27 protein-coding genes are annotated in these 23,788 nt (G+C 67.8%); 17 read left to right on the forward strand and 10 right to left on the reverse strand.

Translation table 11 applies throughout. From position 1 onward, the window contains the following. The first annotated feature begins 2 nt into the window (after positions 1-2). Positions 3-1,382, forward strand: a complete 1,380-nt coding sequence (locus P73_RS08445) for an FGGY-family carbohydrate kinase (RefSeq protein WP_043869271.1) — start codon at positions 3-5, stop codon at positions 1,380-1,382. Beyond that, positions 1,373-2,518, forward strand: coding sequence for an alpha-hydroxy acid oxidase (locus P73_RS08450; protein ID WP_043869272.1), 1,146 nt, complete (start codon positions 1,373-1,375; stop codon positions 2,516-2,518). Before P73_RS08445 ends, P73_RS08450 begins: the two co-directional genes overlap by 10 nt. 507 nt (positions 2,519-3,025) lie before the next feature. Here P73_RS08450 and P73_RS25515 read toward each other — a convergent pair. From P73_RS25515 to P73_RS08465, 5 genes are all read right to left on the reverse strand, one after another. Next, positions 3,026-3,328: a hypothetical protein gene (locus tag P73_RS25515; protein WP_139267104.1), complete on the reverse strand. Its 303-nt coding sequence runs from the start codon at positions 3,326-3,328 to the stop codon at positions 3,026-3,028. After that, positions 3,325-3,477: a hypothetical protein gene (locus P73_RS25935; RefSeq protein ID WP_158401924.1), complete on the reverse strand. Its 153-nt coding sequence runs from the start codon at positions 3,475-3,477 to the stop codon at positions 3,325-3,327. The genes P73_RS25515 and P73_RS25935 overlap by 4 nt, the downstream gene beginning before the upstream one ends. A gap of 24 nt (positions 3,478-3,501) precedes the next feature. Then, positions 3,502-4,581 (reverse strand): Hint domain-containing protein, encoded by a 1,080-nt coding sequence (locus P73_RS24315; RefSeq protein ID WP_082033158.1) that lies wholly within the window; start codon positions 4,579-4,581, stop codon positions 3,502-3,504. 100 nt (positions 4,582-4,681) lie between these two features. Further along, positions 4,682-5,815, reverse strand: coding sequence for a surface lipoprotein assembly modifier (locus P73_RS08460; RefSeq protein WP_043869273.1), 1,134 nt, complete (start codon positions 5,813-5,815; stop codon positions 4,682-4,684). Between the two features lie 29 nt (positions 5,816-5,844). Then, complete coding sequence (locus P73_RS08465; RefSeq protein ID WP_043869274.1) at positions 5,845-6,603, reverse strand: hypothetical protein; 759 nt, start codon at positions 6,601-6,603, stop codon at positions 5,845-5,847. Positions 6,604-6,891: 288 nt separating this feature from the next. Here P73_RS08465 and tig point away from each other — a divergent pair, with 288 nt between their 5' ends. Beyond that, positions 6,892-8,220, forward strand: coding sequence for a trigger factor (gene tig, locus P73_RS08470; RefSeq protein ID WP_043869275.1), 1,329 nt, complete (start codon positions 6,892-6,894; stop codon positions 8,218-8,220). Between the two features lie 263 nt (positions 8,221-8,483). Here the strand turns inward: tig and P73_RS08475 are convergent, their stop codons facing one another. The 4 genes from P73_RS08475 to rpsF all read right to left on the reverse strand — a co-directional run bounded on the left by P73_RS08475 (position 8,484) and on the right by rpsF (position 10,355). Continuing rightward, the gene (locus P73_RS08475; protein WP_043869276.1) at positions 8,484-8,957 is read right to left on the reverse strand and encodes a lytic transglycosylase domain-containing protein; all 474 of its coding nucleotides are present in this window, start codon (positions 8,955-8,957) and stop codon (positions 8,484-8,486) included. A 168-nt stretch (positions 8,958-9,125) separates the two neighbouring features. Next, on the reverse strand, positions 9,126-9,740 hold the full coding sequence (rplI, locus tag P73_RS08480) for a 50S ribosomal protein L9 (protein ID WP_043869277.1): 615 nt from the start codon (positions 9,738-9,740) through the stop codon (positions 9,126-9,128). A 12-nt stretch (positions 9,741-9,752) separates the two neighbouring features. Further along, positions 9,753-9,980 (reverse strand): 30S ribosomal protein S18, encoded by a 228-nt coding sequence (gene rpsR, locus P73_RS08485; protein WP_028957713.1) that lies wholly within the window; start codon positions 9,978-9,980, stop codon positions 9,753-9,755. A gap of 21 nt (positions 9,981-10,001) precedes the next feature. Beyond that, positions 10,002-10,355, reverse strand: a complete 354-nt coding sequence (gene rpsF, locus P73_RS08490; RefSeq protein ID WP_043869278.1) for a 30S ribosomal protein S6 — start codon at positions 10,353-10,355, stop codon at positions 10,002-10,004. A gap of 256 nt (positions 10,356-10,611) precedes the next feature. Here rpsF and fabD point away from each other — a divergent pair, with 256 nt between their 5' ends. The 5 genes from fabD (at position 10,612) to mltG (ending at position 15,478) form a co-directional block, all read left to right on the forward strand. Continuing rightward, the gene (fabD, locus tag P73_RS08495; RefSeq protein WP_043871521.1) at positions 10,612-11,541 is read left to right on the forward strand and encodes an ACP S-malonyltransferase; all 930 of its coding nucleotides are present in this window, start codon (positions 10,612-10,614) and stop codon (positions 11,539-11,541) included. A gap of 85 nt (positions 11,542-11,626) precedes the next feature. After that, the gene (fabG, locus tag P73_RS08500) at positions 11,627-12,364 is read left to right on the forward strand and encodes a 3-oxoacyl-[acyl-carrier-protein] reductase (protein WP_043869279.1); all 738 of its coding nucleotides are present in this window, start codon (positions 11,627-11,629) and stop codon (positions 12,362-12,364) included. Between the two features lie 217 nt (positions 12,365-12,581). Further along, positions 12,582-12,815, forward strand: a complete 234-nt coding sequence (locus tag P73_RS08505; RefSeq protein WP_043869280.1) for an acyl carrier protein — start codon at positions 12,582-12,584, stop codon at positions 12,813-12,815. A 219-nt stretch (positions 12,816-13,034) separates the two neighbouring features. Further along, a complete protein-coding gene (fabF, locus tag P73_RS08510) occupies positions 13,035-14,297 on the forward strand; it encodes a beta-ketoacyl-ACP synthase II (RefSeq protein WP_043869281.1) in 1,263 nt (420 codons plus the stop codon). Beyond that, positions 14,297-15,478, forward strand: a complete 1,182-nt coding sequence (gene mltG, locus P73_RS08515) for an endolytic transglycosylase MltG (protein ID WP_043869282.1) — start codon at positions 14,297-14,299, stop codon at positions 15,476-15,478. The genes fabF and mltG overlap by 1 nt, the downstream gene beginning before the upstream one ends. Positions 15,479-15,585: 107 nt before the next feature. On the opposite strand, the gene P73_RS08520 is transcribed toward mltG, so the two are convergent. After that, a complete protein-coding gene (locus P73_RS08520) occupies positions 15,586-16,359 on the reverse strand; it encodes a potassium channel family protein (RefSeq protein WP_043869283.1) in 774 nt (257 codons plus the stop codon). 333 nt (positions 16,360-16,692) lie between these two features. Here P73_RS08520 and P73_RS25520 point away from each other — a divergent pair, with 333 nt between their 5' ends. The 9 genes from P73_RS25520 (at position 16,693) to P73_RS08565 (ending at position 23,786) form a co-directional block, all read left to right on the forward strand. Beyond that, positions 16,693-17,010 (forward strand): hypothetical protein, encoded by a 318-nt coding sequence (locus tag P73_RS25520; RefSeq protein ID WP_139267105.1) that lies wholly within the window; start codon positions 16,693-16,695, stop codon positions 17,008-17,010. Next, positions 16,958-18,298, forward strand: a complete 1,341-nt coding sequence (locus tag P73_RS08530) for a DNA-packaging protein (protein ID WP_043871522.1) — start codon at positions 16,958-16,960, stop codon at positions 18,296-18,298. Before P73_RS25520 ends, P73_RS08530 begins: the two co-directional genes overlap by 53 nt. Before the next feature lie 494 nt (positions 18,299-18,792). Beyond that, the gene (locus P73_RS08535; protein ID WP_043869285.1) at positions 18,793-20,007 is read left to right on the forward strand and encodes a phage portal protein; all 1,215 of its coding nucleotides are present in this window, start codon (positions 18,793-18,795) and stop codon (positions 20,005-20,007) included. A 1-nt stretch (position 20,008) separates the two neighbouring features. Further along, positions 20,009-20,581 (forward strand): HK97 family phage prohead protease, encoded by a 573-nt coding sequence (locus tag P73_RS08540; protein ID WP_043869286.1) that lies wholly within the window; start codon positions 20,009-20,011, stop codon positions 20,579-20,581. A gap of 45 nt (positions 20,582-20,626) precedes the next feature. Further along, positions 20,627-21,820: a phage major capsid protein gene (locus P73_RS08545; RefSeq protein ID WP_043869287.1), complete on the forward strand. Its 1,194-nt coding sequence runs from the start codon at positions 20,627-20,629 to the stop codon at positions 21,818-21,820. Between the two features lie 182 nt (positions 21,821-22,002). Next, the gene (locus tag P73_RS08550; RefSeq protein ID WP_043869288.1) at positions 22,003-22,599 is read left to right on the forward strand and encodes a head-tail connector protein; all 597 of its coding nucleotides are present in this window, start codon (positions 22,003-22,005) and stop codon (positions 22,597-22,599) included. Next, positions 22,599-22,940, forward strand: coding sequence for a head-tail adaptor protein (locus tag P73_RS08555; RefSeq protein WP_043869289.1), 342 nt, complete (start codon positions 22,599-22,601; stop codon positions 22,938-22,940). The genes P73_RS08550 and P73_RS08555 overlap by 1 nt, the downstream gene beginning before the upstream one ends. Further along, the gene (locus tag P73_RS08560) at positions 22,937-23,347 is read left to right on the forward strand and encodes a DUF3168 domain-containing protein (RefSeq protein WP_043869290.1); all 411 of its coding nucleotides are present in this window, start codon (positions 22,937-22,939) and stop codon (positions 23,345-23,347) included. The genes P73_RS08555 and P73_RS08560 overlap by 4 nt, the downstream gene beginning before the upstream one ends. Positions 23,348-23,372: 25 nt before the next feature. After that, positions 23,373-23,786 carry a phage major tail protein, TP901-1 family gene (locus P73_RS08565; RefSeq protein WP_043869291.1) on the forward strand — a complete coding sequence of 138 codons (414 nt, stop codon included), beginning with the start codon at positions 23,373-23,375 and terminating at the stop codon, positions 23,784-23,786. Positions 23,787-23,788 lie beyond the last annotated feature (2 nt).

Genomic DNA, 23,788 nt, shown 5'->3' on the forward strand with positions numbered 1-23,788 from the left:
AGATGACAGTGCCAAGACATATCGCTGTCCTCGATGTTGGCAAGACAAACGCCAAGCTTGCGCTGGTCGATGGAGAGACCCTGAAGGAGATTGCTGTAGTCACCCGTCCGAACAACGTGTTGCAGGGGCCGCCGTGGCCGCATTTCGACCTCGACGGACATTGGGCGTTCTTCCTCGAACATCTTGCGGCGTTTCAGACGAGCCACGGGATTGACGCCATTTCCGTGACCACCCATGGAGCTGCGGCGGTTCTGCTGGACACGGAGGGCGCGCTGGCCGCTCCGATGCTCGATTACGAACATGACGGGCCGGACCGGATGGCGACGGATTACGACGCGATCCGGCCGCCGTTTTCCGAGACCGGATCCGCGCGCCTTGCCATGGGGCTGAACCTCGGCGCGCAGCTCCATTGGCAGTTTCGGAGCGATCCTGCCCTGGCGGCGCGCACGGCGCATGTGCTTACCTATCCGCAATACTGGGGGTACAAGCTCACCGGGGTCATGGCGACGGATGTGACCTCTCTCGGGTGCCATACTGACCTGTGGAACCCTTGGAAAGGCGGCTTTTCGATGCTCGTGGAGCGGCTGGGACTGTCGGGCAGACTTGCCCCCGCGCACCGCTCCGGCGATGTGCTCGGGACAGTGACAGAGGACATTGCCGCGCGCACGGGGCTGTCCACGGAAACGCCGGTGGTCTGCGGCATACATGATTCCAACGCGTCGCTCCTGCCACATGTTCTTGGCCGGACTGGAGCATTCTCGGTAGTCTCCACCGGCACCTGGGTCGTGGCCATGTCCGTCCGGGGGGAGGCGACCGCGCTCGATCCCGATCGCGACACGCTGGTCAACGTCAATGCGCTGGGCCAGGCTGTGCCTTCCGCCCGGTTCATGGGCGGGCGCGAATACGAGATCGTTCGCGCGGGCGGCGAGGTTGCCGTGAGGGAGGCGGACCGCGCAGAGATTCTGGACAAATCCATCATGCTCCTGCCCGCCGTCGAGCCGGGATCGGGGCCTTTCCAGGGGCGCGAGGCCCGCTGGACCGGCGAGCCGGGGACGCACGGGGCGCGCATGGCCGCGCTCGGCTTCTATCTCGCCCTGATGACCAGGACCTGCCTCGACCTCGTGGGCGCGAAGGGCCCGGTCATCGTCGAAGGGCCGTTTGCGCGCAATTCCGAATATCTGGACATGCTTGCCAGCCTGCATGAGGACGGCGTCGAGATTGCGGAGTCCGCGACCGGCACCTCCGTCGGGGCCGCGATGCTTTTCGCCCGGCAGGCCTCCCCGCCCGCAACCCGCCGGGTAACCCCACGACAGAGAGCGCGGCTTGCGGACTACGCGGCGCATTGGCGCGCCGCAGTTGAAGGAGAGACGACATGCGCCTGAAGGATTGTCACAATTTCCACGACTTTCGCAGGCTCGCGCAGCGGCGTGTTCCGGGGCCGATCTTCCACTATATCGACGGCGGCGCGGATGACGAGGTGACGCTGCGGCGCAACACGGAGGCCTTCGGAGCCGTCGATCTCGTGCCCAACGTGCTGCGTGGGGTGACAGATGTGGATCTCTCGACCGAGATCATGGGGCAGAAGCTCGAGTTGCCTGTCTATCTCTCGCCCACCGCGCTTCAGCGCCTGTTTCATCACGAGGGTGAGCGCGCCACGGCGGGAGCGGCGGCGAAATTCGGCACGATGTTCGGCGTGTCCTCCCTCGGCACGGTCTCCATGGCCGAGCTCGCCGCAAAACATCCCACGCCGCAGGTCTATCAGTTCTATTTTCACAAGGATCGGGGCCTCAATTCCGCGATGATGCAGGCCGCCAGGGACAGCGGCATCAATGTGATGATGCTCACCGTGGACAGCATTACAGGCGGCAACCGCGAACGGGATCTGCGCACGGGGTTCTCGATCCCCTTCCGCCTCACGTTTGGTGGCATGCTGCAATTCGCGCTCAAGCCGATGTGGGGGATCAACTATGTCACCCATGAGAAATTCAGCCTGCCGCAGCTGGATGCCCATATCGACATGCGGGGTGATGCCCTGACCATCGGGCGCTATTTCACCGAGATGCTCGATCCGTCAATGAATTGGGACGATGTGGAGCGGATGGTCGCCGAATGGGGCGGGCCGTTCTGTCTCAAGGGGGTGATGAGCGTCGAGGATGCGAGGCGGGCGGCGGAAATCGGCTGTCAGGGCATTGTCCTTTCGAACCACGGCGGCAGGCAGCTCGACGGTTCGCGGACAGGCTTCGATCAGCTCGACGAAATTGTCCAGGCGCTCGGCGACAGGCTCGACGTGATGGTCGACGGAGGCTTTCAGCGCGGCACTCACGTGCTCAAGGCCCTGGCGCTCGGAGCCAAGGCGGTGGGTCTCGGGCGTGCCTATCTCTATGCCCTTGCGGCGGCGGGGCAGCCGGGGGTCGAGCGGATGCTGGGCCAGCTCACTGCCGAGATCACCCGCGGCATGCGCCTGATGGGCGTGACACGTGTCTCCGAACTGACGCCGGACATGCTGCGCCGGTCCTGAGGACATTCATCCCGCATCCAGTGTCTCCCGCGCCGGATCGGATGTGACGAAACCGCCGTCCAGCGGTGCCGCCGTTCTGCCGAGGCCCCGGAACACATGAAAAACTCATGGGTTAAGAACTCACGGGTTCGGGGCCTGCGAGGTGGCGGGAACAGGCCATGCACTTCATTTCGCACGGAGCGTCCTTTTGGGGAGGCGCCGGCCCATGTCATTCTGGGACTCCTGTGGTTGCCGCCCGTAGTGCAAGACCTTTCCGACCGTTCAGGCATGTGATCGAGCGCGAGCTTCTGTCCGGCCTGAGTGTGCGACCTTTTCCAGAAGCCGCGGGCCGGGATGATTATCGGCGGGTCGGGTCCATATCTACTTCTCGAGCTTTCAACTCGTGTTCCAGAACTGGTTTTCCTAATCTGGATCTGTTCGATCGCTTTGCCCATGCGGTTGCCAGTTCCTCTTCGACTTGCAGGGTCAGGGGCAGCGCCCCGATACTGGCGGACTTGGCGAGCTGGTTCAGGTTGCTGGCGAGGCGCATGTTACCGAGCATCCCCAGTATCCGGGCCAGTGCCGCATGGTCTTTCGCCGGAGCCTGTCCACCCGTGCGGCGGGGAGCAGATCACCGTCAAACAGCCGGGCCTTGATGAAGCTGCCGAGCGGCATGCCTGCCGCCGCAGTCTCCAGCCTCTGACGTTCTTCGGCATTCAGTCTCAGGGAAAAGGGAGGTGGTTTCTTCGCCTTGCACCGCACAGGGAACTTGGCTGCGTCGGTAAAAACAGGCTGTGCATGTTCAGTGTGTTGGCGCGCGAGATGGGTCATGGCTCCATCTCCGGCAACAGGGCTTCATGCGAAGCATCCAGCGCCTTTTGAACTTCCGGTTCTGACGCGATCATCTGCGACCACTCCCAGTTCTTCCAGCAGTTCGGGAAGAGATGGCGGTTCTGGTTTGTCCCTCTCACCCGCACCATCCCGACATCTCCCGTCTTCCCGCGTCATCCCTCTCCGCCGGGGCGCGCCGCGTGCAGGGGGGCGGGCGGCGGGGAGAGGAGCCTGTTGCGCGCGTTGATCACTGTCACCAGTTCCACCGCTTCCGTCACCGAGAGCATGCGTCGTGCGGGCGGATAGCTGCGCCCGACGTCGCTCCCGGCGATGCCGGGACAGGCTGCGAGGAGGGAGGCACGGAGCAGCGGGCCGAGGCGGCGCAGCGCCTGCGGGCCGGGATAGAGCGTCTCGACCGGGAGCCCGTTGGCGAGGATGATCTCGTGCCGCCGGGTGAACAGCGTCACATAGGTGATCCGCGTCTTGCCGCGCATGCTCTGGATGCGCGGCAGGCCGGTGAGCGCCTTTGCCGGCGCCAGGATCTCGGCCGCCCCGAACAGGAAGTCGCAGGCCGCGTCCCGGATCAGGATGCGGTGATCGGGCGAGACGACCGTCTCCCTCGCGGGGCAGTCCGGGCCCATGCTGCCGGGTTTCAGCAGCACGGGTTTCCCGCGCTCCTCCGCCTGCGTGAGGTCGAGGGTGCGGCGCCCGACCCAGAGCAGGGGCACATCGCCGTGATCGCGCGTCGTCACCAGCGTGCCCGGCTCCAGCGCGGCGACATCCTGCGGCCCTTCCGGCGTCGCGATCGCGGTCCCCGGTGCGAAGCAGGAAAAATCGGCGAAATCGAGATTGCCGTCATCGTCGCCGCCGGCGCCCGCCGGTTTGTCCGCCTGCGAATACCGCACCGTCTCGGGCCCGGCCGGGACACCGCCGAGGTCGATCAGGAAGGGGCGTTCGGCGATCAGCAGATGTTCGTCGCCCGCGCCCAGCCCCTGTTCGATATCGGGCTGGACGGAGGTCTTCGGCATCACCACGGACCCGTCCGGGCCCTGGATCGTGACGAATTGCCCGTTGCGGAATTCCTCGACGCCGTCGCCCACCTGTTCGACGATGACGGTATAGAGCGCCTCACGCGGGCCGAGGGCCGTCACCCCCTCGACCGTCACGACGCGTTCGGCACCGTTCCCCTGTCCGTAAAAGCGCGTATAGGTGCCGATCTGGTCGCCGCGGAGCCGGAGCGTGATCATGGCCATCCGGAGGGACTCCCAAGGGTGATACAGACATTAGAAGTAGTCTGTGCTGCCTTTGGGGGTGATCACATCTGCTTGAGCGGGGACGGCGGGGGCGGACCGCTCAAAAGTCCTGGCGCAGGCTCAGGGCGCAGTCGAGGCTGTCGTAGTCGTAGAGCGCCACGTTGGACTCGTGGAACCGCGCGGTGCATTCGAGCCGCGGCTGCGTGTCGAGGACGCGGAGCTTCTCGTGCGACAGGGCGAGGCTCAGGTCGTAGATCCGGTCCTCGCGCGGATGGGTGAGGGCGGTGAAATCGGCGTCGAAGCCGCGCAGTTCCGCCCCGGCGCCCGCCTCCCATGTGAGGCCGGAGCGGGTCGCGCGGCGATAGCCGAGGCCGAGGCTGGCGGCGCCATAGGCGTAATGGTCGGCGCGGGTGCGGGCGCGGTCGAGCCCGGCGCTGAGGGTGACGCGCGCGCGGGGGGAGACGAGGCGGCTGTAGCTCAGGTCCAGCGCGGCGAAGGGGCCGTCCATGTAGTCGCGGGTCTCGAAGTCGCGGTATTGCACCAGCACGGAGCCGCGCAGCGTTCCGGCGTCCGACAGCGCGCGGGTGGCGGAGAGGGCGGCGCCCGCGCCCTGCCAGTCGGGGGCGCTGTCCGCGTCATGGGCGGGATAGGCCGTAGCCGAGGCGAGGGCCGCGACGGTCCAGGTCCGGCGGGGCAGGATCCAGGTGTGGCTCAGGGCGAGGGCGCCGGTGACCAGGCGCAGGGCGGGATCGTCGTACCAGGCGCCGCCGAGCGAGATCCGCAGGCCGAGTTCGCGGCCCGGCGCATAGGCGGAGGTGGCGTTCGCCGCGGTGTCGAGGCGCAGGCCCAGCCCGCTTTTCTCGCGCTCGTCGGCAAGATCGAATGTGCCGACCCCGGTCTCGAAGCGGTCATGCGAACTGGTGCGGGCGATGTTGGTGGAGGGCAGCACGGCGAGGCCGGCGGCGAAGCCGAGCGGGCGGTCGCGGCGGATCTGCTGCAGTGCCGTGAGATAGGCATCGGTGCGGCGCGTGTCCCCGGCATCGTTCAGCGCGAGCCAGCGCAGGCGGCGATAGGCGCTCTCGGGCCGGCCCGCCGCAAGCTCCGCATCCGCGCGCGCCGCGTGGAAGAGGATCGCGCGCGGGTCGAGCGCCGCGGCGGGGGCGGCGAGAAGGCCCAGACCGAGGAGCGCGGCCCTGAGGAGCGTGACCCTGAGGAGCGGGAGCAGGCGGGGCATGTCGGGGCTCCGGCGGTGCGCCGCCCGGATCACCGGGGTGCGCAGACCGTCGTTTCGCAGACGGCATAGGCGCCGTCGAGGTCGTAGAGGGTCGCGTCCCCGTCGTCGAGGATGTTGACGTTGCCCTCGATGCCGCCGACCGCGGCCAGGGCGCTCTCCACCTGGTCGATGTCGAGGGAGACGAGGGCCTCCTTGTCGACGCGATAGAAATTCCCGTCCATGTCGACGTAGAGTTCGTATTTCTCGTTGGCAGCGGTCGAAAGAACCCCGGTGCCGTTCGCGGAAATCGCGGCAATTCCGGTGTCGGACTCCTCGGTGATGCTGCCGGCATAGGTCACCTCGCCGGAGAGCGGGGTGACCTGGCCATGGGCATGTTCGGGCACCGGGAAATAGGCGCTGTCGATGTGGTTGTTGTGGAGCTTGCCCGACACCTCTCCGGTTCCGAAATTCGCGGTCATGGACATTTCCCCGACGAAGGCGCCGCGCGTGTCCAGCAGGCTTTCCGCCGCGATGGCATAGATCCCCGACATCTCCGCCGTATCCTGCACCTGCCTGATATCGTCCCTGGTCAGCGGATCGGTATGTCCGGTCAGGTCCTGGGCGGCCGCGACGTCGAGGGTGAGGTCGTGCACCCTGTTGTAATCCTCATAGGTGCGCTGATCGTCGCCGGTGCCGCTGCCGGGAGGCGCGGGGGCGACCGGCGGCGGGGCGACGTCGTCCTCGCTGATGCGGCAGGCGGTGAGCGACAGGCAGAGAAGCGGAACGAGCAGGGGGGAAATGCGCGACATGAAGGCCTCGGGGAATGATTTGGCGAATATGTGCGGGAGGTTAGCGGGACCGCGCGCCCCGCGCGAGGCCGGGGAGGACCGCGCCGGGCAAATGCGGGGGAGTGTTGCCGACGCCCCACAACGCGCGGGCGCCGGGACGGCGGCGGTAGCGGGTCCGCCGGACCGGTGCAGGGGGCGGGAATCGCCTTGCGCAGAGGGCCATTCGCCCCTAGAAGGGCGCTTGATTTACATGGTCGCTGCCCGGCGGCCCGATAAAGACGTGACACAAGACGTAAAAAGGACGCCAAGATGCAGGTCACCGAGACCCTGAACGAAGGTCTGAAGCGCGGCTATCAGATCACCATCACCGCCGCAGAGCTCGACGAGAAGGTGAATGCCAAGCTCAGGGAGGCGCAGCCCGAGATCGAGATGAAGGGGTTCCGCAAGGGCAAGGTGCCGATGGCGCTCCTGAAGAAACAGTTCGGTCCGCGCGTCCTGGGCGAGGCGATGCAGGAAAGCGTCGACGGCGCGATGAACGAGCATTTCGACGCGACTGGCGACCGCCCCGCGCTCCAACCCGAGGTGAAGATGGATGCGGGCGAGGAGTGGAAGGAGGGCGACGACGTCGTCGTCACCATGACCTACGAGGCCCTGCCGCAGATCCCCGAGGCCGACCTGTCGAGCGTGACGCTCGAGCGGCTGGTGGTGAAGGCCTCTGCCGAGGAGGTCGAGGACGCGCTGAAGAACCTCGCGGCGACGGCCCAGTCCTTTGACGACAAGGACGGTGCGGCCGAGGACGGCGACCAGGTGGTGATCGACTTCACGGGCTATGTGGACGGCGAGGCCTTCGAGGGCGGCGCGGCGGAGGATTACCCGCTCGTGCTCGGCTCCGGCTCCTTCATTCCGGGGTTCGAGGAGCAGCTCGTGGGCGTGAAGGCCGGCGACGAGAAGACCGTCGAGGTCAAGTTCCCCGAGGAATACGGCGCGGCGAACCTCGCCGGCAAGGATGCGACCTTCGAATGCACGGTGAAGGCCGTGAAAGGTCCGAAAGAGGCGGAGATCGACGACGAGCTCGCGAAGAAATTCGGCGTCGAGGATCTCGAGACGCTGAAGGGCCAGATCGCGGAGCGGCTCGAGGGCGAATATGCCGGCGCGGCCCGCGCGGTGATGAAGCGCGCGCTGCTCGACCAGCTCGACGGCAAGGTCTCCTTCGATCTGCCGCCCTCGCTCGTGGACGCGGAGGCCAACCAGATCGCGCACCAGCTCTGGCACGAGGAAAACCCCGATCACCACGGCCATGACCATGGCGAGATCGAGGTGACCGACGAGCACCGCAAGCTCGCCGAGCGCCGCGTGCGGCTCGGCCTGCTGCTTGCCGATATCGGCCAGAAGCAGGAGATCCAGATCTCGGATGCCGAATTCACCCAGGCGGTGATGACACAGGCGCGGCAATATCCGGGCCAGGAGCGCCAGTTCTTCGAATTCGTGCAGCAGAACGCCCAGATGCGCCAGCAGATCCAGGCGCCGCTGTTCGAGGACAAGGTGGTCGACTGGATCGCCGAACAGGCCGACGTGACGGAAAAGGAGGTCTCCAAGGACGATCTCGAGAAGGCCGTCGAGGCGCTGGACGAGGAATGACATAAGCCCGCAAAAGGGCACTCGTCATCGACGGGGGACAGAGGGCCGCTCCGGCGACGGGGCGGCCTTTTTGCTGTGCGTCGGGTATGGGTGAGGGACGGAGGGAGGGTGGAGACGGGGGGTGGAGACGGGGGGTGGAGACGGAGGCGGGCGGACATGCCGAAGGCGGCCTTGCCCCCGCAGGCATGAAAAAGGGGGCTTTGCCCCCTCGGCCGCGCCGCGGCCTCACCCCCAGGATATTTCAGAGCAGATGAAGGCCCGCCTCAGCCTCTGAGCCCGGTCTCGTGGAGGAGGCCCATCTTCTTGGCCTCGTAGTAATAGCCGCGGGCGTACCAGCCCATCGCGCGGTTGATGTCGCCGCCGGACACCATATAGGCGCCCTTGAGGTACTTGCCGGCATATTGGAGGTTGACGTTCGGATCGAGCAGATCCTCGGGCTTGCCCTGGAAGCCCATCGTGCGGGCGGTTTGCGGCAGGATCTGCAACAGGCCGTAATAGGGGCCGTTGCGCGCGCCGGGCCGGTGGGTGCTTTCGCGGATGGCCTGGCGGTGGATGAGCTCGCGCGGGATCTGGTAGTGATCCGCCCAGCGGTTGATCAGCCGGCGCAGCTCGGGCGTCTCGTTGGGATAGAGCGGCGGATCGAAGGGGGCGGCGCGGGAAACTTCGGCGGTGTTGTCGCCGCAGGCGGCGAGGGCGAGGGCGGACAGGAGGAAGGTCCGGCGGGCCAGTGTCGACATTCGGCTTCTCATTTGCAGTGACGCTGCCGGTATTCAGCATGTTTGGCCGGATCTGCCAAGCTTGCGGTTTCTGCGTCGGCAAAACCTCGCCCATCAATTTGACTTTGCATCCGAAAATGCAAAAGCCCCGCCGGGGGCGGGGCTTTCGACATGCGATGCGGGAGAGGGTCACTCTTCCTCGGCGGCCTCTTGCGGGGCGGTGTCGCCGTAATCCTCGTCCTCCGAGGTTGCGGCGCCGATGTCGTCGAAGAGTTCCGCGATCTCGAATTCGGCGCGGGCCTCTTCCTCGGCGGCGAGTTCCTGGATCGACTTGCCCTCGGCCTGAAGCTCGGCTTCCTCGGCGGAGCGCGCGACGTTCAGGATGATCGTGGCCTCGACTTCCGGGTGCAGGACCACGGAGACCTCGTGCAGGCCGAGCTCCTTGATCGGCGCCTTCAGCGCGACCTGCTTGCGGTCGAGCGAGAAGCCGTTCTCCGTCGCGGCGTCGGCGGCGTCACGGGTGGTGACGGAGCCGTAGAGCGAGCCGGCGTCGGAGGCGGAGCGAATCACGACGAATTTCTGGCCGTCGAGTTTCGCGGCGAGGGCCTCGGCCTCTTTCTTCGTCTCGAGGTTGCGGGCCTCGAGCTGGGCTTTCTGGGCTTCGAACGCCTTGATGTTGGCGTCGGAGGCGCGCAGGGCCTTTTCCTGCGGGAGCAGGAAGTTGCGGGCGTAGCCGTCCTTGACGGTCACGACATCGCCCATCTGGCCGAGCTTGGCCACGCGTTCGAGAAGGATAACTTCCATTGGATCTACTCCTTACTTCACGGCGTAGGGCAGGAGCGCGAGGAAACGGGCGCGTTTGATGGCGCGGGCCAGTTCACGCTGTTTCTTGGCGGAGACTGCGGTGATGCGGGAGGGCACGATCTTGCCGCGCTCGGAGATGTAGCGTTGCAGCAGGCGGGTGTCCTTGTAGTCGATCGCGGGGGCGTTCTCGCCGGAGAACGGGCAGACCTTGCGGCGACGGAAAAACGGTTTAGCGGCCATGGGTTCGGTCCTTTCTCAAGATCAGTTGCGGCGGCGACGGTCGTCGCGCTCGTCACGTTTCTGCATCTGGACGGAGGGGCCTTCCTCATGCGTGTCGACCTTGATGGTCAGGACGCGCATCACGTCGTCATGCAGGCGCATCAGGCGTTCCATCTCCTGCACCGCGGCCGAGGGGGCGTCGGTGCGCAGGAAGGCATAGTGGCCCTTGCGGTTCTTGTTGATCTTGTAGGCCATCGTCTTGACGCCCCAGTATTCGGATTCGACGACCTTCCCGCCGTTGTCCGAAAGGACGGTGCCAAAATGTTCGATGAGACCTTCGGCCTGCGCGTTGGACAGGTCCTGACGCGCAATGAAGACATGCTCGTAAAGCGGCATGGAGACTCCAGTTCGTTTCAAGCGCATTTCATAGGTCGGGCGGTTCGGCCTTTCCGCGGCCCGGCCACGAGAGGCTGCGCGGTTCATAGCTGTCTTGCGGAAAGGATGTGCCCTTATACGCATTGCGGCCCGGCGATCAAGGGCGAAAGCGACGGCGGGCGCGGCGGCGGGAATTGCGACAGCGGGCTTGCCGCGCGCCTGCCGGGCGGGTAGACCCGTCGGCAATGAGAAACCGAGCATGACGGAGGGGGCGGGCATGACGCGCGCATTCGTGTTTCCGGGGCAGGGCGCCCAGACGATCGGCATGGGCAAGGCGCTGGCCGAGGCATATCCCGCGGCGAAGGCCGTGTTCGACGAGGTGGACGAGGCGCTGGGCGAAAAGCTCTCCGCGCTGATCTGGGAGGGCGACATCGAGACGCTGACGCTCACGCAGAACGCCCAGCCGGCGCTGATGGCGACCTCGCTCGCGGCGCTGCGCGCGCTCGCGGCGGACGGATTTGCGGTGAGCGATGCCGCCTTTGTCGCGGGGCATTCGCTCGGGGAATATTCGGCGCTGGCGGCGGCGGGATCGCTGACCGTGGCGGATACGGCGCGGCTTCTGCGCACGCGCGGCCAGGCGATGCAGGCGGCGGTGCCGGTGGGCGTCGGCGCGATGGCGGCGCTCCTGGGGCTCGATTTCGGGACGGTGACGCGCGTGGCGCAGGAGGCGGCGCAGGGCCAGGTCTGCCAGGCGGCGAACGACAACGATCCGGGACAGGTCGTCGTCTCCGGGCACAAGGAGGCGGTCGAGCGCGCGGTGGAGATCGCGAAGGCGCAGGGCGCGAAGCGCGCGGTCCTGCTGCCGGTGTCCGCGCCCTTCCACTGCAAGCTGATGCAGCCGGCCGCGCGGGTCATGGCCGAGGCGCTCGACGATGTGGAGATTGCCGAGCCGCAGGTGCCGCTGGTGGCGAATGTGACCGCTTCGGACGTGACCGACCCGACGACGATCCGCGCGCTCCTGGTGGAGCAGGTGACGGGCTCGGTGCGCTGGCGCGAGAGCGTCGAGTTCATGGCGGCGCAGGGCGTCACCGAGATCTGGGAGATCGGCGCGGGCAAGGCGCTGTCGGGGATGGTGAAGCGGATCGACAGGTCGATCGCCTGCACCGCGATCGGCACGCCCGAGGATATCGCGAAACTGGACGGGTGAAGAGAGAGGGCTCCGCCCTCGGGGCGGCCGGTTCACCCGGATATTTAAGAGCAGATGAAGCGGAAGGCTTCGGGAGGCGAGAGAGATGTTTGACTTGACGGGGAAGAATGCGCTGGTCACCGGTGCGTCCGGCGGCATCGGCGGGGCGATCGCGACGGCGCTGCACGAGGCCGGGGCGACGGTGGCGCTGTCGGGGACGCGGGTGGAGCCGCTCGAGGCGCTGGCCGCGGAGCTCGGGGAGCGGGTGCATGTGCTGCCCTGCAACCTGTCGGACCGGGAGAGTGTCGAGGCGCTGCCGAAACAGGCGGCGGAGGCGATGGGCTCGGTCGACATCCTCGTGAACAACGCGGGGATCACGCGCGACAACCTGTTCATGCGGATGTCGGAGGAGGAATGGGAGAGCGTGCTGAACGTGAACCTCACCTCGACGATGCGGCTCTGCAAGGGCGTGCTGCGCGGCATGATGAAGGCGCGCTGGGGCCGGATCGTGAACATTTCCTCCATCGTCGGCGCGACGGGCAATCCCGGCCAGGGCAATTACGCCGCCTCGAAGGCGGGGATGGTCGGCATGTCGAAATCCCTGGCCTATGAGGTGGCGACGCGCGGGATCACGGTGAACTGCGTCGCGCCCGGTTTCATCGCCACGGCGATGACCGACAAGCTGACCGACGAGCAGAAGGACAAGATCAACGCGCAGATCCCGGCGGCGCGGATGGGCCGGCCCGAGGAAATCGCGGCGGCGGTGCTCTATCTGGCCTCCGAGGAGGCGGGATATACGACGGGAACGACGCTTCACGTCAACGGCGGAATGGCGATGCTGTGAACGCGCGGAGCCTTGCCGGGCGGGTGGGCACAAACCATTTGCCACCGGAAAGGATTGTGCTATGAGCAGCGCAGATGGCGCCACGGGGGCGGTTTTCGGCCCCATGGCCATGCCGGTGGCCGGACCAGGTCCGGAAGGGCCGGCCGGCATGTCGAAGAGCGGCCCGAGGGCCAGTGGAAAAATGGGCAGCGGGCCCGGAATTATGTGAGGAAAGACCATGAGCGACATCGCAGATCGCGTGAGAAAGATCGTCGTCGAGCATCTCGACGTTGAAGAGGACAAGGTGACCGAAAACGCATCCTTCATCGACGATCTGGGCGCCGACAGCCTCGATACCGTCGAACTGGTGATGGCTTTCGAAGAAGAATTCGGCATCGAGATTCCGGACGACGCGGCCGAGACGATCCAGACCTTCGGCGACGCGGTGAAGTTCATCTCCGAAGCCTCCTGAGGCGTTTCGCGGTCCCGGCGGGATCGCGGCGCGATGGAAACGGCGCACCCCACCGGGCGCGCCGTTTTTCTTTGCGCGCGGGGCACAGGCGGGGGCGGTGCCGGCGCCGGTCCGGGGCGGCGGAGCGCGGTCGCGGAATTGCGCGGGCGGCGCCCCATGGCCTTCCATCGTGGGACAAGGGCGTGTATTGAGAGGCAGTCAAAGAACAAGGGGGCGAGGATGCGCCGAGTAGTTGTCACGGGTCTTGGAATGGTTTCGCCGCTCGCATGCGGTGTGGAGGAAACGTGGGAGCGCCTTCTGGCCGGCCAGTCGGCGGCGGGGACGATCCGGCGCTTCGACGCGGACCATCTGGCGACGAATTACGCCTGCGAAGTGAAATTCGGTGACGGGACGGAGGGCACGTTCAACCCCGACGACTGGATGGAGCCGAAGGAGCGGCGCAAGGTCGACGATTTCATCCTGTTCGGCATGGCGGCGGCGGAACAGGCGCTGGTCGATGCCGACTGGAAACCCGAAGACGAGGACGAGCTGCTGCGCACGGGCGTGCTGATCGGATCGGGGATCGGCGGGCTCTCCTCGATCGCGGACACGGCGGTGCTTCTGAAGGAGAAGGGCCCGCGGCGGATCTCGCCCTTCTTCATTCCCGGTTCGCTCATCAATCTCATTTCCGGCCAGGTCTCGATCCGCTACGGGTTCAAGGGGCCGAACCATGCCGTCGTGACGGCCTGTTCGACGGGGGCGCATGCGATCGGCGACGCCTCGCGGCTGATCATGCTGGGCGATGCGGACGTGATGGTCGCGGGCGGCGCGGAGGCGGCGATCTGCGAACTCGGCATCGCGGGGTTCAACGCCTGCAAGGCGCTGTCGACGAAGCGGCGCGAGGATCCCGAACATGCCTCGCGGCCCTATGACACCGATCGCGACGGCTTCGTGATGGGCGAGGGGGCCGGGGTCGTGGTGCTCGAGGAATACGAGCACGCGAAGGCCCGCGGCGCCAAGATCTATGCCGAGGTCGTGGGCTATGGCCTCTCGGGCGACGCCTATCACATCACCGCGCCGGCCGAGGATGGCGACGGCGGCTTCCGCGCGATGCAGGCGGCGATCGCGCGGGCGGGGATCGCGCCTTCGGAGATCGACTATATCAACGCGCACGGCACCTCGACCATGGCCGACACGATCGAGCTTGCCGCGGTCGAGCGGCTGCTCGGCAATGCGGCGGCGACGGCGACGATGTCCTCGACGAAATCCTCCATCGGGCACCTTCTGGGCGCGGCCGGCGCGGTGGAGGCGATCTTCTGCATTCTGGCGATCCGCGATCAGGTGGCGCCGCCGACGATCAACCTCGACACTCCGGCGGTCGAGCCGAAGCTCGACCTCGCGCCGAATGCGAAGCGGGAGCGCCGGATCGACGTGGCGCTGTCGAATTCCTTCGGCTTCGGGGGCACCAACGCCTCGCTCGTTCTGAAGAAGGTTGACGGCTGATGTGGCGATCCATCGCCTCGAACGCGCTGACGCTTTTCATCGTCCTGCTCATCGCGCTGGCCGGCGCGATCGCCTGGGGCAAGCGCGAATACGTGGCCGAGGGGCCGCTCGAGCAGGCGATCTGCCTGCGCGTGCCCTCGGGCTCGACGATGCGCCGGGTGTCCGAAGACCTCGCGGCGCAGGGGGCGGTCTCCTATCCGTCGATCTTCCGCGTGGGCGCCGACTATTCCGACAGGTCGACCGAGCTCAAGGCCGGGTCGTTCCTCGTGCCGGAAAACGCCTCGATGGAGGAGATCGTCGACATCGTGACCCGTGGCGGGGCCTCGACCTGCGGCACGGAAGTGGTCTACCGGATCGGCGTGAACCGGGCGCTGATGCAGGTGCGCGAACTCGATCCCGCGACCGGCACCTATGTCGAGGCGGCGGAGTTCCAGCCCGGAGAGGCGGGCGAGGAGGGCGACACCGTTCCCGAGCCCTATACGCGGGTGCGCGGCGAGGCGGAGACGCGCTATCGCGTCCTGGTGGCCGAGGGCACGACGGTCTGGCGCGTGGTCGAGAGCCTGAAGGAGGCGGATTTCCTCACCGGGACGCTCGCGCCGGAGGACACGCCGCTCGAGGGGATGATCGCGCCGGACAGCTACGAGGTGACCGAGGGGGCCGACATGGCCGACCTCGTCGCGCGGATGCGGGCGTTGCAGCAGCAGCGGCTCGACACGGTCTGGGCGCAGCGGCGCGAGGGGCTGCCCTTCGAGACGCCGGAGGAGATGCTGACCCTCGCCTCGATCATCGAGAAGGAGACGGGCGTGCCCGAGGAGCGGCGCCAGGTGGCCTCGGTCTTCGAGAACCGCCTGCGGCAGGGGATGCGGCTCCAGACCGACCCGACCGTGATCTACGGGGTCACCGACGGGCGCGGCGTGCTCGGGCGCGGGCTGCGCCAGTCGGAGCTGCAATCGAACAGCCCCTACAACACCTATGTGGTCGAGGGGCTGCCGCCGGGGCCGATCGCCAATCCGGGGCTGGCCTCGCTCGAGGCGGCGATCAACCCGGACACGACGCCCTACCTGTTCTTCGTGGCGGATGGCAGCGGCGGCCACGCCTTTGCCGAGACGCTGGCCGAGCATAACGAGAACGTGGCCCGCTGGCGCGCGATCGAGGCGCAGCAGCAGCAGGCGAACCAGTAAGGCAAGGGAAAGGGGCGTCCGCGGGGCGCCCCTTTCGTTCGACGGGCCGGCATGGAAAACCTCTCCATCGCGAGCGCGGGCCTTGCCGCGGCGGTCGAATGGCGGCCTCAGCCCTGGCCCTCGGTGCCGATATGGATGACCGTGCCGCAATGCTTGCAGTGCACGGCGTCGGCATCGTGCAGCATGAGGCCGCAGACCTTGCATTCGCAGCGCACCTTGGTGGGACGGAAGAGCACCTGCGCGAGCCGCAGGAACAGGGTGACGCCAAAGAACATGACCGCGATCGAGAGCAGGCGCCCCGTGGTGCCGTCGAGGGTGATGTCGCCGAAGCCCGTGGTGGTGAGCGTGGTGATGGTGAAATAGAGCGCGTCGGCATAGTTGCGGATATGCGGGTTGTGCCCGTGTTCGAGCGCATAGATGAGGCCCGTGGTCACGAAGATGAAGACGAGCAGGTTGAGCGCGGCGAGGATCACCTCCTCATGCGCGCGGAAGAGCCTGAAATCCTGCCGGAGACGTTCGAGGAGCTGGTAGGTGTGCAGCAGCCGCAGCGTGCGCAGGATGCGCAGGAAGCCGAGCCCCTCGCCCGCGAGCGGCGCGAGGAAGGACATGAGCGCGGCGATGTCGGCCAGCGTCGAGAAGCGCAGGAAGTAGCGCAGCGTGCGCCGCGTGACACAGACGCGGGCGGAGAAGTCGCAGAGGATCACGAGGCCCAGCACGAGATCGGTCACCTCGACCCAGAGCGCATGCGCGAGGAAGGAGGTGATGATGACGAAGATCATCGTCACGATGTCGAAGGCGAGAAGCGCATAGCGGAAGCGATGCGCGCGGGCGCTGTCGCCTTCGTAGAGCTCTGTGAGGGTCGTCTTGAATGTCGAGGGCATGGCGCGTGAACTGGTCCTGTTTCACCGGGTTTCAAGGGCGCGCGCCGGGGAACGGCCATCGGTCCGGGCGCCGCTCAGGGTGGCGAGCGGTCCGTTAACAATTTGAAAGTAATTGAAAACTTGACTTTTTCGCCTTGCCGTGGCAGGATCGGGACATGCTGGAAGACATGGGCAGGGCGGCCGTGTCGGGCACCTGAGGGGGTGTGCGACGGGGATGGCCGCTGTCGTCCCGCACGGTCCGGCCCGGCAGCAGGCCGGGACCGGACGGGGACGGCCCATGCGCTCGGCTCGGAGGTCATGCGAGCAAGAGAGGCACGGACCATGGAAAAGGCGATGTCATCTGTGGGGGATGAGGACGCTGGCGAGGATCGGATGATCGTCGCCTTCAGGCAATTCGACCGCGCGATCCTGGTGATCGACCGCGCGATCGAGAGGATCGTGGCGGACGACCCGGATGTGGCCTTCGTCCTGCCGAAGAGTTTCAAGGAGCTGAAGGCGGCGCTTGAAACGGCACAGGTGGAAAGGAGACGGCTCGATGAACTGCGACGCAAGGACGGGGAGCTTCAGCGCGGAGAGATCGACTTCGACGCCGCACGGGCTGAGGTGCTTGATCGGCTGGCTCGCCTCAAGGCCGCGGGAGGAGCAGGTTGAGTTCCTCGACGGGCTCGGGGAGGGGGCGCTTCTGGCGCTCCCGTTCCTGTTCGAGGCCTGGGCGCACGATCACCAGCTCGCCCCGGAGGGCGACTGGCGCACATGGGTGATCCTGGGCGGGCGCGGCGCCGGCAAGACGCGCGCGGGCGCGGAATGGGTGCGCGCCATGGTGGAAGGCGCGAAACCCTGGGAGAAGGGCCGGGCCCGGCGCGTCGCCCTGGTGGGGGAGACCTACGACCAGGCGCGCGAGGTGATGGTCTTCGGCGAAAGCGGCCTCCTCGCGTGCAGCCCGCCGGACCGGAGGCCGGTGTGGCACGCCACGCGGCGCATGCTGGTCTGGCCGAACGGGGCGGAGGCGACGGTGTTTTCCGGCAGCGACCCCGAGGCGCTGCGCGGGCCGCAATTCGACGCGGCCTGGGTCGACGAGCTGGCGAAATGGCGCCGGCCGCAGGAGGCCTGGGACATGCTGCAATTCGGGCTGCGCCTCGGGGACGATCCGCGGGCGGTGGTGACGACCACGCCGCGCAACGTGGGGATCCTGAAGGCGCTTCTCGACCGCGGCAGCACGGTGGCGACCCATGCGCCGACGGAGGCGAACCGCGCCAACCTCGCGGCCTCCTTCCTCGAGGAGGTGCGCAGGCGCTACGCCGGCACGCGGCTCGGGCGGCAGGAGCTCGACGGCGTGTTGATCGAGGAGGAAGAGGGCGCGCTCTGGTCGCTGTCCCGCCTGGAGGGGATGCGCGAGGATCATGTGCCGGTGCTCGACCGGATCGTCGTCGCCGTGGACCCGCCGGTCACGGGGCATTCCGGCTCGGACGACTGCGGCATCGTCGTCGTGGGGGCCGTGACCCAAGGCCCGCCGCAGGACTGGCGCGCCTATGTGCTGGAGGATGCCTCCCTCTCCGCCGCCTCGCCGGTGGTCTGGGCGGAGGCGGCGATCGCCGCATTCACCCGCTGGCAGGCCGACCGGATCGTGGCGGAGGTCAACCAGGGCGGTGACCTCGTCGAAACCGTGATCCGGCAGATCGACCCGTTCGTGCCCTACAAATCCCTGCGCGCCTCGCGCGGCAAGGCGGCGCGGGCGGAGCCGGTGGCCGCGCTCTACGATCAGGGGCGGGTGTTTCACACGCGCGATCTGGGCGCGCTCGAGGACCAGATGGTGAGGATGACGGTGCAGGGCTATCGGGGCCGCGGCTCGCCCGACCGTCTCGACGCGCTGGTCTGGGCGGTGCACGAGCTGATGATCCTGCCAAATCCGGGCAAGCCACGGATCAGGACGCTGGGTTAGCGCGTCGGAACCTCGCCTTCGGGCGGGGTTTTTTCGTTCATGTGAAGCGGTTGCGCGAAACCGTTTCGGCCCGGTGCAAGGTGGCTGTGCGTCGCACGACGCATGTAAGCGCGCTGTCAAAGCTCGGGAGGCAGGGAAGGCCCGCGACTTGCCCGGCCGGCCGCATCTTGCGTGAGCCGCGAAAGGCCCGGCGCGACATCGGTCAGGAGCCGGTCGCGCCATGGCGCGGGTTAGCCGGGACCAGATTCTGTGTGAAAGTTTTTCCCTGAACTTCCTCCGGCGAGGGACCGCAATTGCGGCGCGGATGGCAAGCCGAGCCGGTGTTTCGGATTTATATCACATAAAAACAATCGGTTGACAGGTGTTGCGCAAGGCGCGGCGGAGCGCGCGCCCTGCTCGGAATTTCTTTCGATCTCTCGTTTACAACCTTTCTCAGAGACGGCGCGGACCCCGGAGGCGGGCGCCGCGCCGGACAAGGGACAGGAGAGAGACGGATGGCGTTTGACTTTCTGAAGCGGACCGCGGGCGGCACGCCCGAGACGAAGGCCTCGGCGACCGGCCCGGTCGTGGCGGCGGTGTCGGGTGTGGGCCGCGTGGCCTGGAGCCCGCGCGATACCGTGACGCTGACGCGGGTCGGGTTCACCGGCAATCCGGTGGGCTTCCGCTCGGTGAAGCTGATCGCGGAGGCGGCCTCGGCGCTGCCGCTGGTGCTTCAGGACCGGACGGCCCGGTTCGAGGCGCATCCGCTCCTGACGGTGATCTCCCGCCCGAACCCGGCACAGGGCCGCGCGGAATTGTTCGAGGCGCTCTATGCCCAGGTCCTCCTGTCCGGCAACGGCTATCTCGAGGCGGTGGGGACATGGGGCCGGGTGCCCGAGGAGCTGCATGTGCTGCGCTCGGACCGGATGAGCCTCGTGCCCGGCGCGGATGGCTGGCCGGTGGCCTACGACTACGCGGTGGGCGGGCGCAGGCATCGCTTTCATGTCGCGGACGGGCACTCCCCGGTCTGCCATGTCAAGAGCTTCCACCCGAGCGACGACCACTACGGGCTCTCGCCCATTCAGGCGGCGGCGACGGCGATCGACGTGCACAATTCCGCCTCGCGCTGGTCGAAGAGCCTTCTCGACAATGCCGCGCGGCCCTCGGGCGCCATTGTCTATCGCGGCGCGGACGGTCAGGGGGCGCTGAGCGCGGATCAGTACGACCGGCTCCTGTCGGAGATGGAGACCCACCACCAGGGCGCGCGCAACGCCGGGCGGCCGATGCTGCTCGAGGGCGGGCTCGACTGGAAGCCGATGGGGTTCAGCCCGTCGGACATGGAATTCCAGAAGACGAAGGAAGCCGCCGCGCGGGAGATCGCACTCGCCTTCGGCGTGCCGCCGATGCTGCTCGGGATCCCCGGCGACGCGACCTATGCGAATTACCAGGAGGCGAACCGGGCCTTCTACCGGCTCACGGTCCTGCCGCTGGTGGCGAAGGTGACGGCGGCGGTCGGGCACTGGCTGTCGGAGATGACGGGAGAGGCGCTGGAGCTGAAACCCGATCTCGACCAGGTGCCGGCCCTGTCGGTCGAGCGCGACGCGCAATGGGCGCGGGTGGCGGGCGCGGATTTCCTCACGGCGGAGGAAAAGCGGGCGATGCTCGGCCTGCCGCCCCTGGGGATGGAGCGCGCCGGGGCGGATCCGGCGGCGCAAGAGGAAGGACACTGAGATGCGGACGGACATGCAGACCGGGCTCGAGACGAAATTCTGCCGGCTCGGCGAGGAGCTGAGGGTCGGGGACGGGGTCAAGATCGAGGGCTACGCCTCGCTCTTCGGGCGCCGGGACTCGGGCGGGGACGTGGTGCTCAGCGGCGCCTATGCCAGATCGCTCGCCGCGCTCGCGCGGGAGGGCCGGTCGGTGAAGATGCTGTGGCAGCACGATCCGGCGCAGCCCATCGGGATCTGGGACGAGGTGCGCGAGGATGCGCGCGGTCTCCATGTCCGGGGCCGGATCCTGACCGGGCTCCAGAAGGGGCGCGAGGCGGCGGCGCTGATCGCGGCGGGGGCGATCGACGGGCTGTCGATCGGCTATCGGACGGTCACGGCGCGCAAGGATGCGAAGGGCACGCGCCTTTTGTCGGAACTGGAGCTTTGGGAAGTGTCGCTCGTGACCTTCCCGATGCTGCCGGAGGCGCGGCTCGGCGCCGGGGCGAAGGGCGATGACGCGCTCGCCGCGGAGCGGATGCTGCGCGATCTCGCGGATGCGCTCGAGGGCGCCCGCACGCTGCTGGCCGGACCGTGACCGGGCCGGCGAACTCACCCGTCAACCACCACGAGGAACGCCTGGATGAGCACCACCGAACCGACGGCCGGCAGGCCGGGAAATGCGACCGGACCGGCCGGGGACGTAAAGGCCGCGCTGGACGGCTTCATCATGGATCTCAAGGGCTTCGGGGCCGAGATCAAATCGAAACTTCAAGACCAGGAAGAGCGACTGACCATGCCTGAACGTAAAACCCAAAGCTTTGCCCGTCCGGCTCTCGCCGCCGGGCCCGAGGCGGACATGTCCCACAGGAACGCCTTCGGCACCTATCTGCGCAACGGCGACGACGACGCGCTGCGCGGCCTCGCGCTCGAGGGCAAGTCGATGTCCGCGGCGGTGAACGGCGACGGCGGCTATCTCGTCGATCCGCAGACCTCGGAGGCGATCCGGTCGGTGCTGAAATCCACCGCCTCGATCCGCTCCCTCGCCAATGTCGTGAATGTGGAGGCGAGCTCCTACGACGTGCTGATCGACACCACCGACCTCGGCTCCGGCTGGGTGACGGAGACCGGCACCGTGGCGGAAACCGCGACGCCGACCATCGACCGGATCTCCATCCCGCTCTACGAGCTCTCGGCGCTGCCGAAGGCGTCGCAGCGCCTTCTGGACGACAGCGCCTTCGACATCGAGGGCTGGCTCGCCGGCCGGATCGCGGACCGTTTCGCCGCCGCGGAGGCCTCGGCCTTCGTCAACGGCGACGGCGTCGACAAGCCGACCGGCTTCCTGAACCACGCGCAGGTGGACAACGACCAGTGGAGCTGGGGATCGCTCGGCTATGTCGCGACCGGCACCAATGGCGAGTTCGACGCCGCGACGCCGGCCGATGCCATCGTCGAGCTGGTCTATGCGCTGGGCGCGCAATACCGCGCCAACGGCACCTTCGTGATGAATTCCAAGACCGCCGGCAAGGTGCGCAAGCTCAAGGACGCGGACGGCCGCTTCCTGTGGTCGGACGGGCTGGCGGCGGGCGAACCCGCGCGCCTGCTGGGCTATCCGGTGTTGATCGCGGAGGACATGCCCGACATCGCCACGGATGCGGCGGCCATCGCCTTCGGCGACTTCCGCGCCGGCTATACCGTGGCGGAGCGCCCGGACATGCGCATCCTGCGCGATCCCTTCTCCGCCAAGCCCCACGTCCTGTTCTACGCGACCAAGCGCGTCGGCGGCGACGTCTCCGATTTCGCGGCGATCAAGCTGCTGAAATTCTCCTTCGTCTGAGGGGGCCGAAGACGAGCTTCCCGTGGCCGCGCCCGAAGGCGGGGTCACGGGGGCGATGGATGCGCGGCCCGAATGCCCCGTGATGTCCAGCAGTTCCCCTCCGACCGAGCGTCACGGGGGGCCGCGCATCCAGACATGCAACCCGGAGGGAACGCCGGAGACGCCGGAGACGGAGAAAGACCATGATGTTGATGGAGCAGACTCAGGTGGCCGCGGCGGCGCTGCCGGTCGCCGAGTTCAGGGACCATGTGCGGCTGGGCACCGGGTTCGGCGACGACGGGCTTCAGGACGGGCTCCTGGAGCGCGTGCTGCGCGCGGCGATGGTCGCGGTCGAGGCCCGCACCGGCAAGGTGCTGATCGCGCGCGACTATCTTCTGGCGGTGGGGGCCTGGCGCGATCCGGGGGCACAGGTCCTGCCGGTGGCGCCGGTGCGCGCGATCACCGCCCTGTCGATCACCGACCGCCTCGGCGCGGAACGGGTGATCCCCGCCGGCCGCTACATGCTCGAGCCCGACATGCACCGCCCGCGGCTCGTCTCCGCCGGTTTCCTGCTGCCGCAGATCCCGGTGGCCGGGCAGGCGCGGATCGCCTTCACCGCGGGGATGGCCGACGCCTGGGACGGGCTGCCGGCCGACCTGGGCCAGGCGGTGATGCTGCTGGCCGCGCATTACTACGAGCACCGCCACGAGACGGCGGTGGGCGGGGCGACGATGCCCTTCGGGGTGAACGCGCTGACCGAGCGCTACCGCGCGCTGCGCCTGTTCGGAGGGCGGGTCTGATGGCGGCGCCGGTGCATCTCAACCGCAGGCTGCTGCTCGAGGGGGCGCTGCGGCTGCCCGACGGCGCGGGCGGCCATACCGAGGTCTGGCAGGCGCTCGGCGCACTCTGGGCCGCGATCGGGGCGGGACGGGGATCGGAACGGCCGGCGGAGGCCGTGACCGTCTCGCGCCTGCCGGTGCGCGTCGTGCTGCGCGCCGCGCCGGTCGGATCGCCGCGCCGGCCGAAGCCCGGCCAGAGGTTCGTCGAGGGCGGGCGGAAATTCCGCATCCTGTCGGTGGGCGAACACGATCCGCAGGGCCGCTACCTGGTCTGCGAGGCCCGCGAGGAGGTGGCGTCATGAGCTACGGCATCGCGGCAGCCTTGCAGACGGCGGTCTATCGGGCGCTCGCGGAGGACGCGGTCCTCGCGGGGCTGGTCGGCGGGGCGATCCATGACGCGGCGCCGGCCGGGGCGGTTCCCGCGCTCTACGTGAGCCTCGGACCCGAGGAGGTCACCGACGCCTCCGACAAGACCGCCCGCGGCGCGCGGCATGACTTCACCGTGTCGGTCCTCTCGGACGGCGCGGGGTTCCTCGCCGCGAAACAGGCGGCGGCGGCGATTTCCGATGTGCTCGCGGACGCGGATCTGACGCTCGCGCGGGGGCGGCTCGTGGGCCTCTCCTTCGTGTCGGCGAAAGCGCGGCGCCTGCGGGACGGCGACAGGCGCAGGATCGACCTGCGGTTCCGCGCCCGCGTCGAAGACAACTGAACCTTTCAAGACGGAGTTTAGACCCATGGCTGCCCAAAACGGCAAGGACCTTCTCATCAAGCTGGACATGACGGGCTCCGGCGCCTTCGAGACCATCGCGGGGCTGCGTGCGACGCGGATCTCCTTCAACGCGGAAAGCGTCGACGTGACCTCGCTCGAAAGCGCGGGAGGCTGGCGCGAGCTTCTCGGCGGGGCGGGGGTGAAGAGCGCGACGATCTCCGGGTCCGGCGTGTTCCGGGACGAGGGCACGGACGCCCGCGCCCGCCAGATCTTCTTCGACGGGGAGGTGCCGCGGTTTCAGGTCGTCATCCCGGATTTCGGCATCGTCGAGGGCGCGTTCCAGATCACCGGGATCGACTATGCCGGAAGCTACGACGGCGAGGCGACCTATGAGCTGTCGATGGCCTCGGCAGGGCGGCTCACCTTTGCGGCGGCGTGACC

This window comes from Celeribacter indicus, from assembly GCF_000819565.1.
Classification (GTDB): domain Bacteria; phylum Pseudomonadota; class Alphaproteobacteria; order Rhodobacterales; family Rhodobacteraceae; genus Celeribacter; species Celeribacter indicus.

Coding starts and splice junctions, on each gene's coding strand:
- rplI (WP_043869277.1), bottom strand. CDS start 9,740: ATGGAAGTTATCCTTCTCGAACGCGTGGCCAAGCTCGGCCAGATGGGC.
- P73_RS25935 (WP_158401924.1), bottom strand. CDS start 3,477: ATGGTGCGGGTGAGAGGGACAAACCAGAACCGCCATCTCTTCCCGAAC.
- fabF (WP_043869281.1), top strand. CDS start 13,035: ATGCGCCGAGTAGTTGTCACGGGTCTTGGAATGGTTTCGCCGCTCGCA.
- P73_RS08565 (WP_043869291.1), top strand. CDS start 23,373: ATGGCTGCCCAAAACGGCAAGGACCTTCTCATCAAGCTGGACATGACG.
- P73_RS08540 (WP_043869286.1), top strand. CDS start 20,009: ATGCGGACGGACATGCAGACCGGGCTCGAGACGAAATTCTGCCGGCTC.
- P73_RS08450 (WP_043869272.1), top strand. CDS start 1,373: ATGCGCCTGAAGGATTGTCACAATTTCCACGACTTTCGCAGGCTCGCG.
- P73_RS08535 (WP_043869285.1), top strand. CDS start 18,793: ATGGCGTTTGACTTTCTGAAGCGGACCGCGGGCGGCACGCCCGAGACG.
- rpsR (WP_028957713.1), bottom strand. CDS start 9,980: ATGGCCGCTAAACCGTTTTTCCGTCGCCGCAAGGTCTGCCCGTTCTCC.
- P73_RS08520 (WP_043869283.1), bottom strand. CDS start 16,359: ATGCCCTCGACATTCAAGACGACCCTCACAGAGCTCTACGAAGGCGAC.
- P73_RS08560 (WP_043869290.1), top strand. CDS start 22,937: ATGAGCTACGGCATCGCGGCAGCCTTGCAGACGGCGGTCTATCGGGCG.
- tig (WP_043869275.1), top strand. CDS start 6,892: ATGCAGGTCACCGAGACCCTGAACGAAGGTCTGAAGCGCGGCTATCAG.
- P73_RS25520 (WP_139267105.1), top strand. CDS start 16,693: ATGTCATCTGTGGGGGATGAGGACGCTGGCGAGGATCGGATGATCGTC.
- P73_RS08555 (WP_043869289.1), top strand. CDS start 22,599: ATGGCGGCGCCGGTGCATCTCAACCGCAGGCTGCTGCTCGAGGGGGCG.
- P73_RS24315 (WP_082033158.1), bottom strand. CDS start 4,581: ATGGCCATGATCACGCTCCGGCTCCGCGGCGACCAGATCGGCACCTAT.
- P73_RS08465 (WP_043869274.1), bottom strand. CDS start 6,603: ATGTCGCGCATTTCCCCCCTGCTCGTTCCGCTTCTCTGCCTGTCGCTC.
- P73_RS08550 (WP_043869288.1), top strand. CDS start 22,003: ATGATGTTGATGGAGCAGACTCAGGTGGCCGCGGCGGCGCTGCCGGTC.
- P73_RS25515 (WP_139267104.1), bottom strand. CDS start 3,328: ATGACCCATCTCGCGCGCCAACACACTGAACATGCACAGCCTGTTTTT.
- fabG (WP_043869279.1), top strand. CDS start 11,627: ATGTTTGACTTGACGGGGAAGAATGCGCTGGTCACCGGTGCGTCCGGC.
- P73_RS08445 (WP_043869271.1), top strand. CDS start 3: ATGACAGTGCCAAGACATATCGCTGTCCTCGATGTTGGCAAGACAAAC.
- rpsF (WP_043869278.1), bottom strand. CDS start 10,355: ATGCCGCTTTACGAGCATGTCTTCATTGCGCGTCAGGACCTGTCCAAC.
- P73_RS08475 (WP_043869276.1), bottom strand. CDS start 8,957: ATGTCGACACTGGCCCGCCGGACCTTCCTCCTGTCCGCCCTCGCCCTC.
- P73_RS08505 (WP_043869280.1), top strand. CDS start 12,582: ATGAGCGACATCGCAGATCGCGTGAGAAAGATCGTCGTCGAGCATCTC.
- P73_RS08545 (WP_043869287.1), top strand. CDS start 20,627: ATGAGCACCACCGAACCGACGGCCGGCAGGCCGGGAAATGCGACCGGA.
- mltG (WP_043869282.1), top strand. CDS start 14,297: ATGTGGCGATCCATCGCCTCGAACGCGCTGACGCTTTTCATCGTCCTG.
- fabD (WP_043871521.1), top strand. CDS start 10,612: ATGACGCGCGCATTCGTGTTTCCGGGGCAGGGCGCCCAGACGATCGGC.
- P73_RS08460 (WP_043869273.1), bottom strand. CDS start 5,815: ATGCCCCGCCTGCTCCCGCTCCTCAGGGTCACGCTCCTCAGGGCCGCG.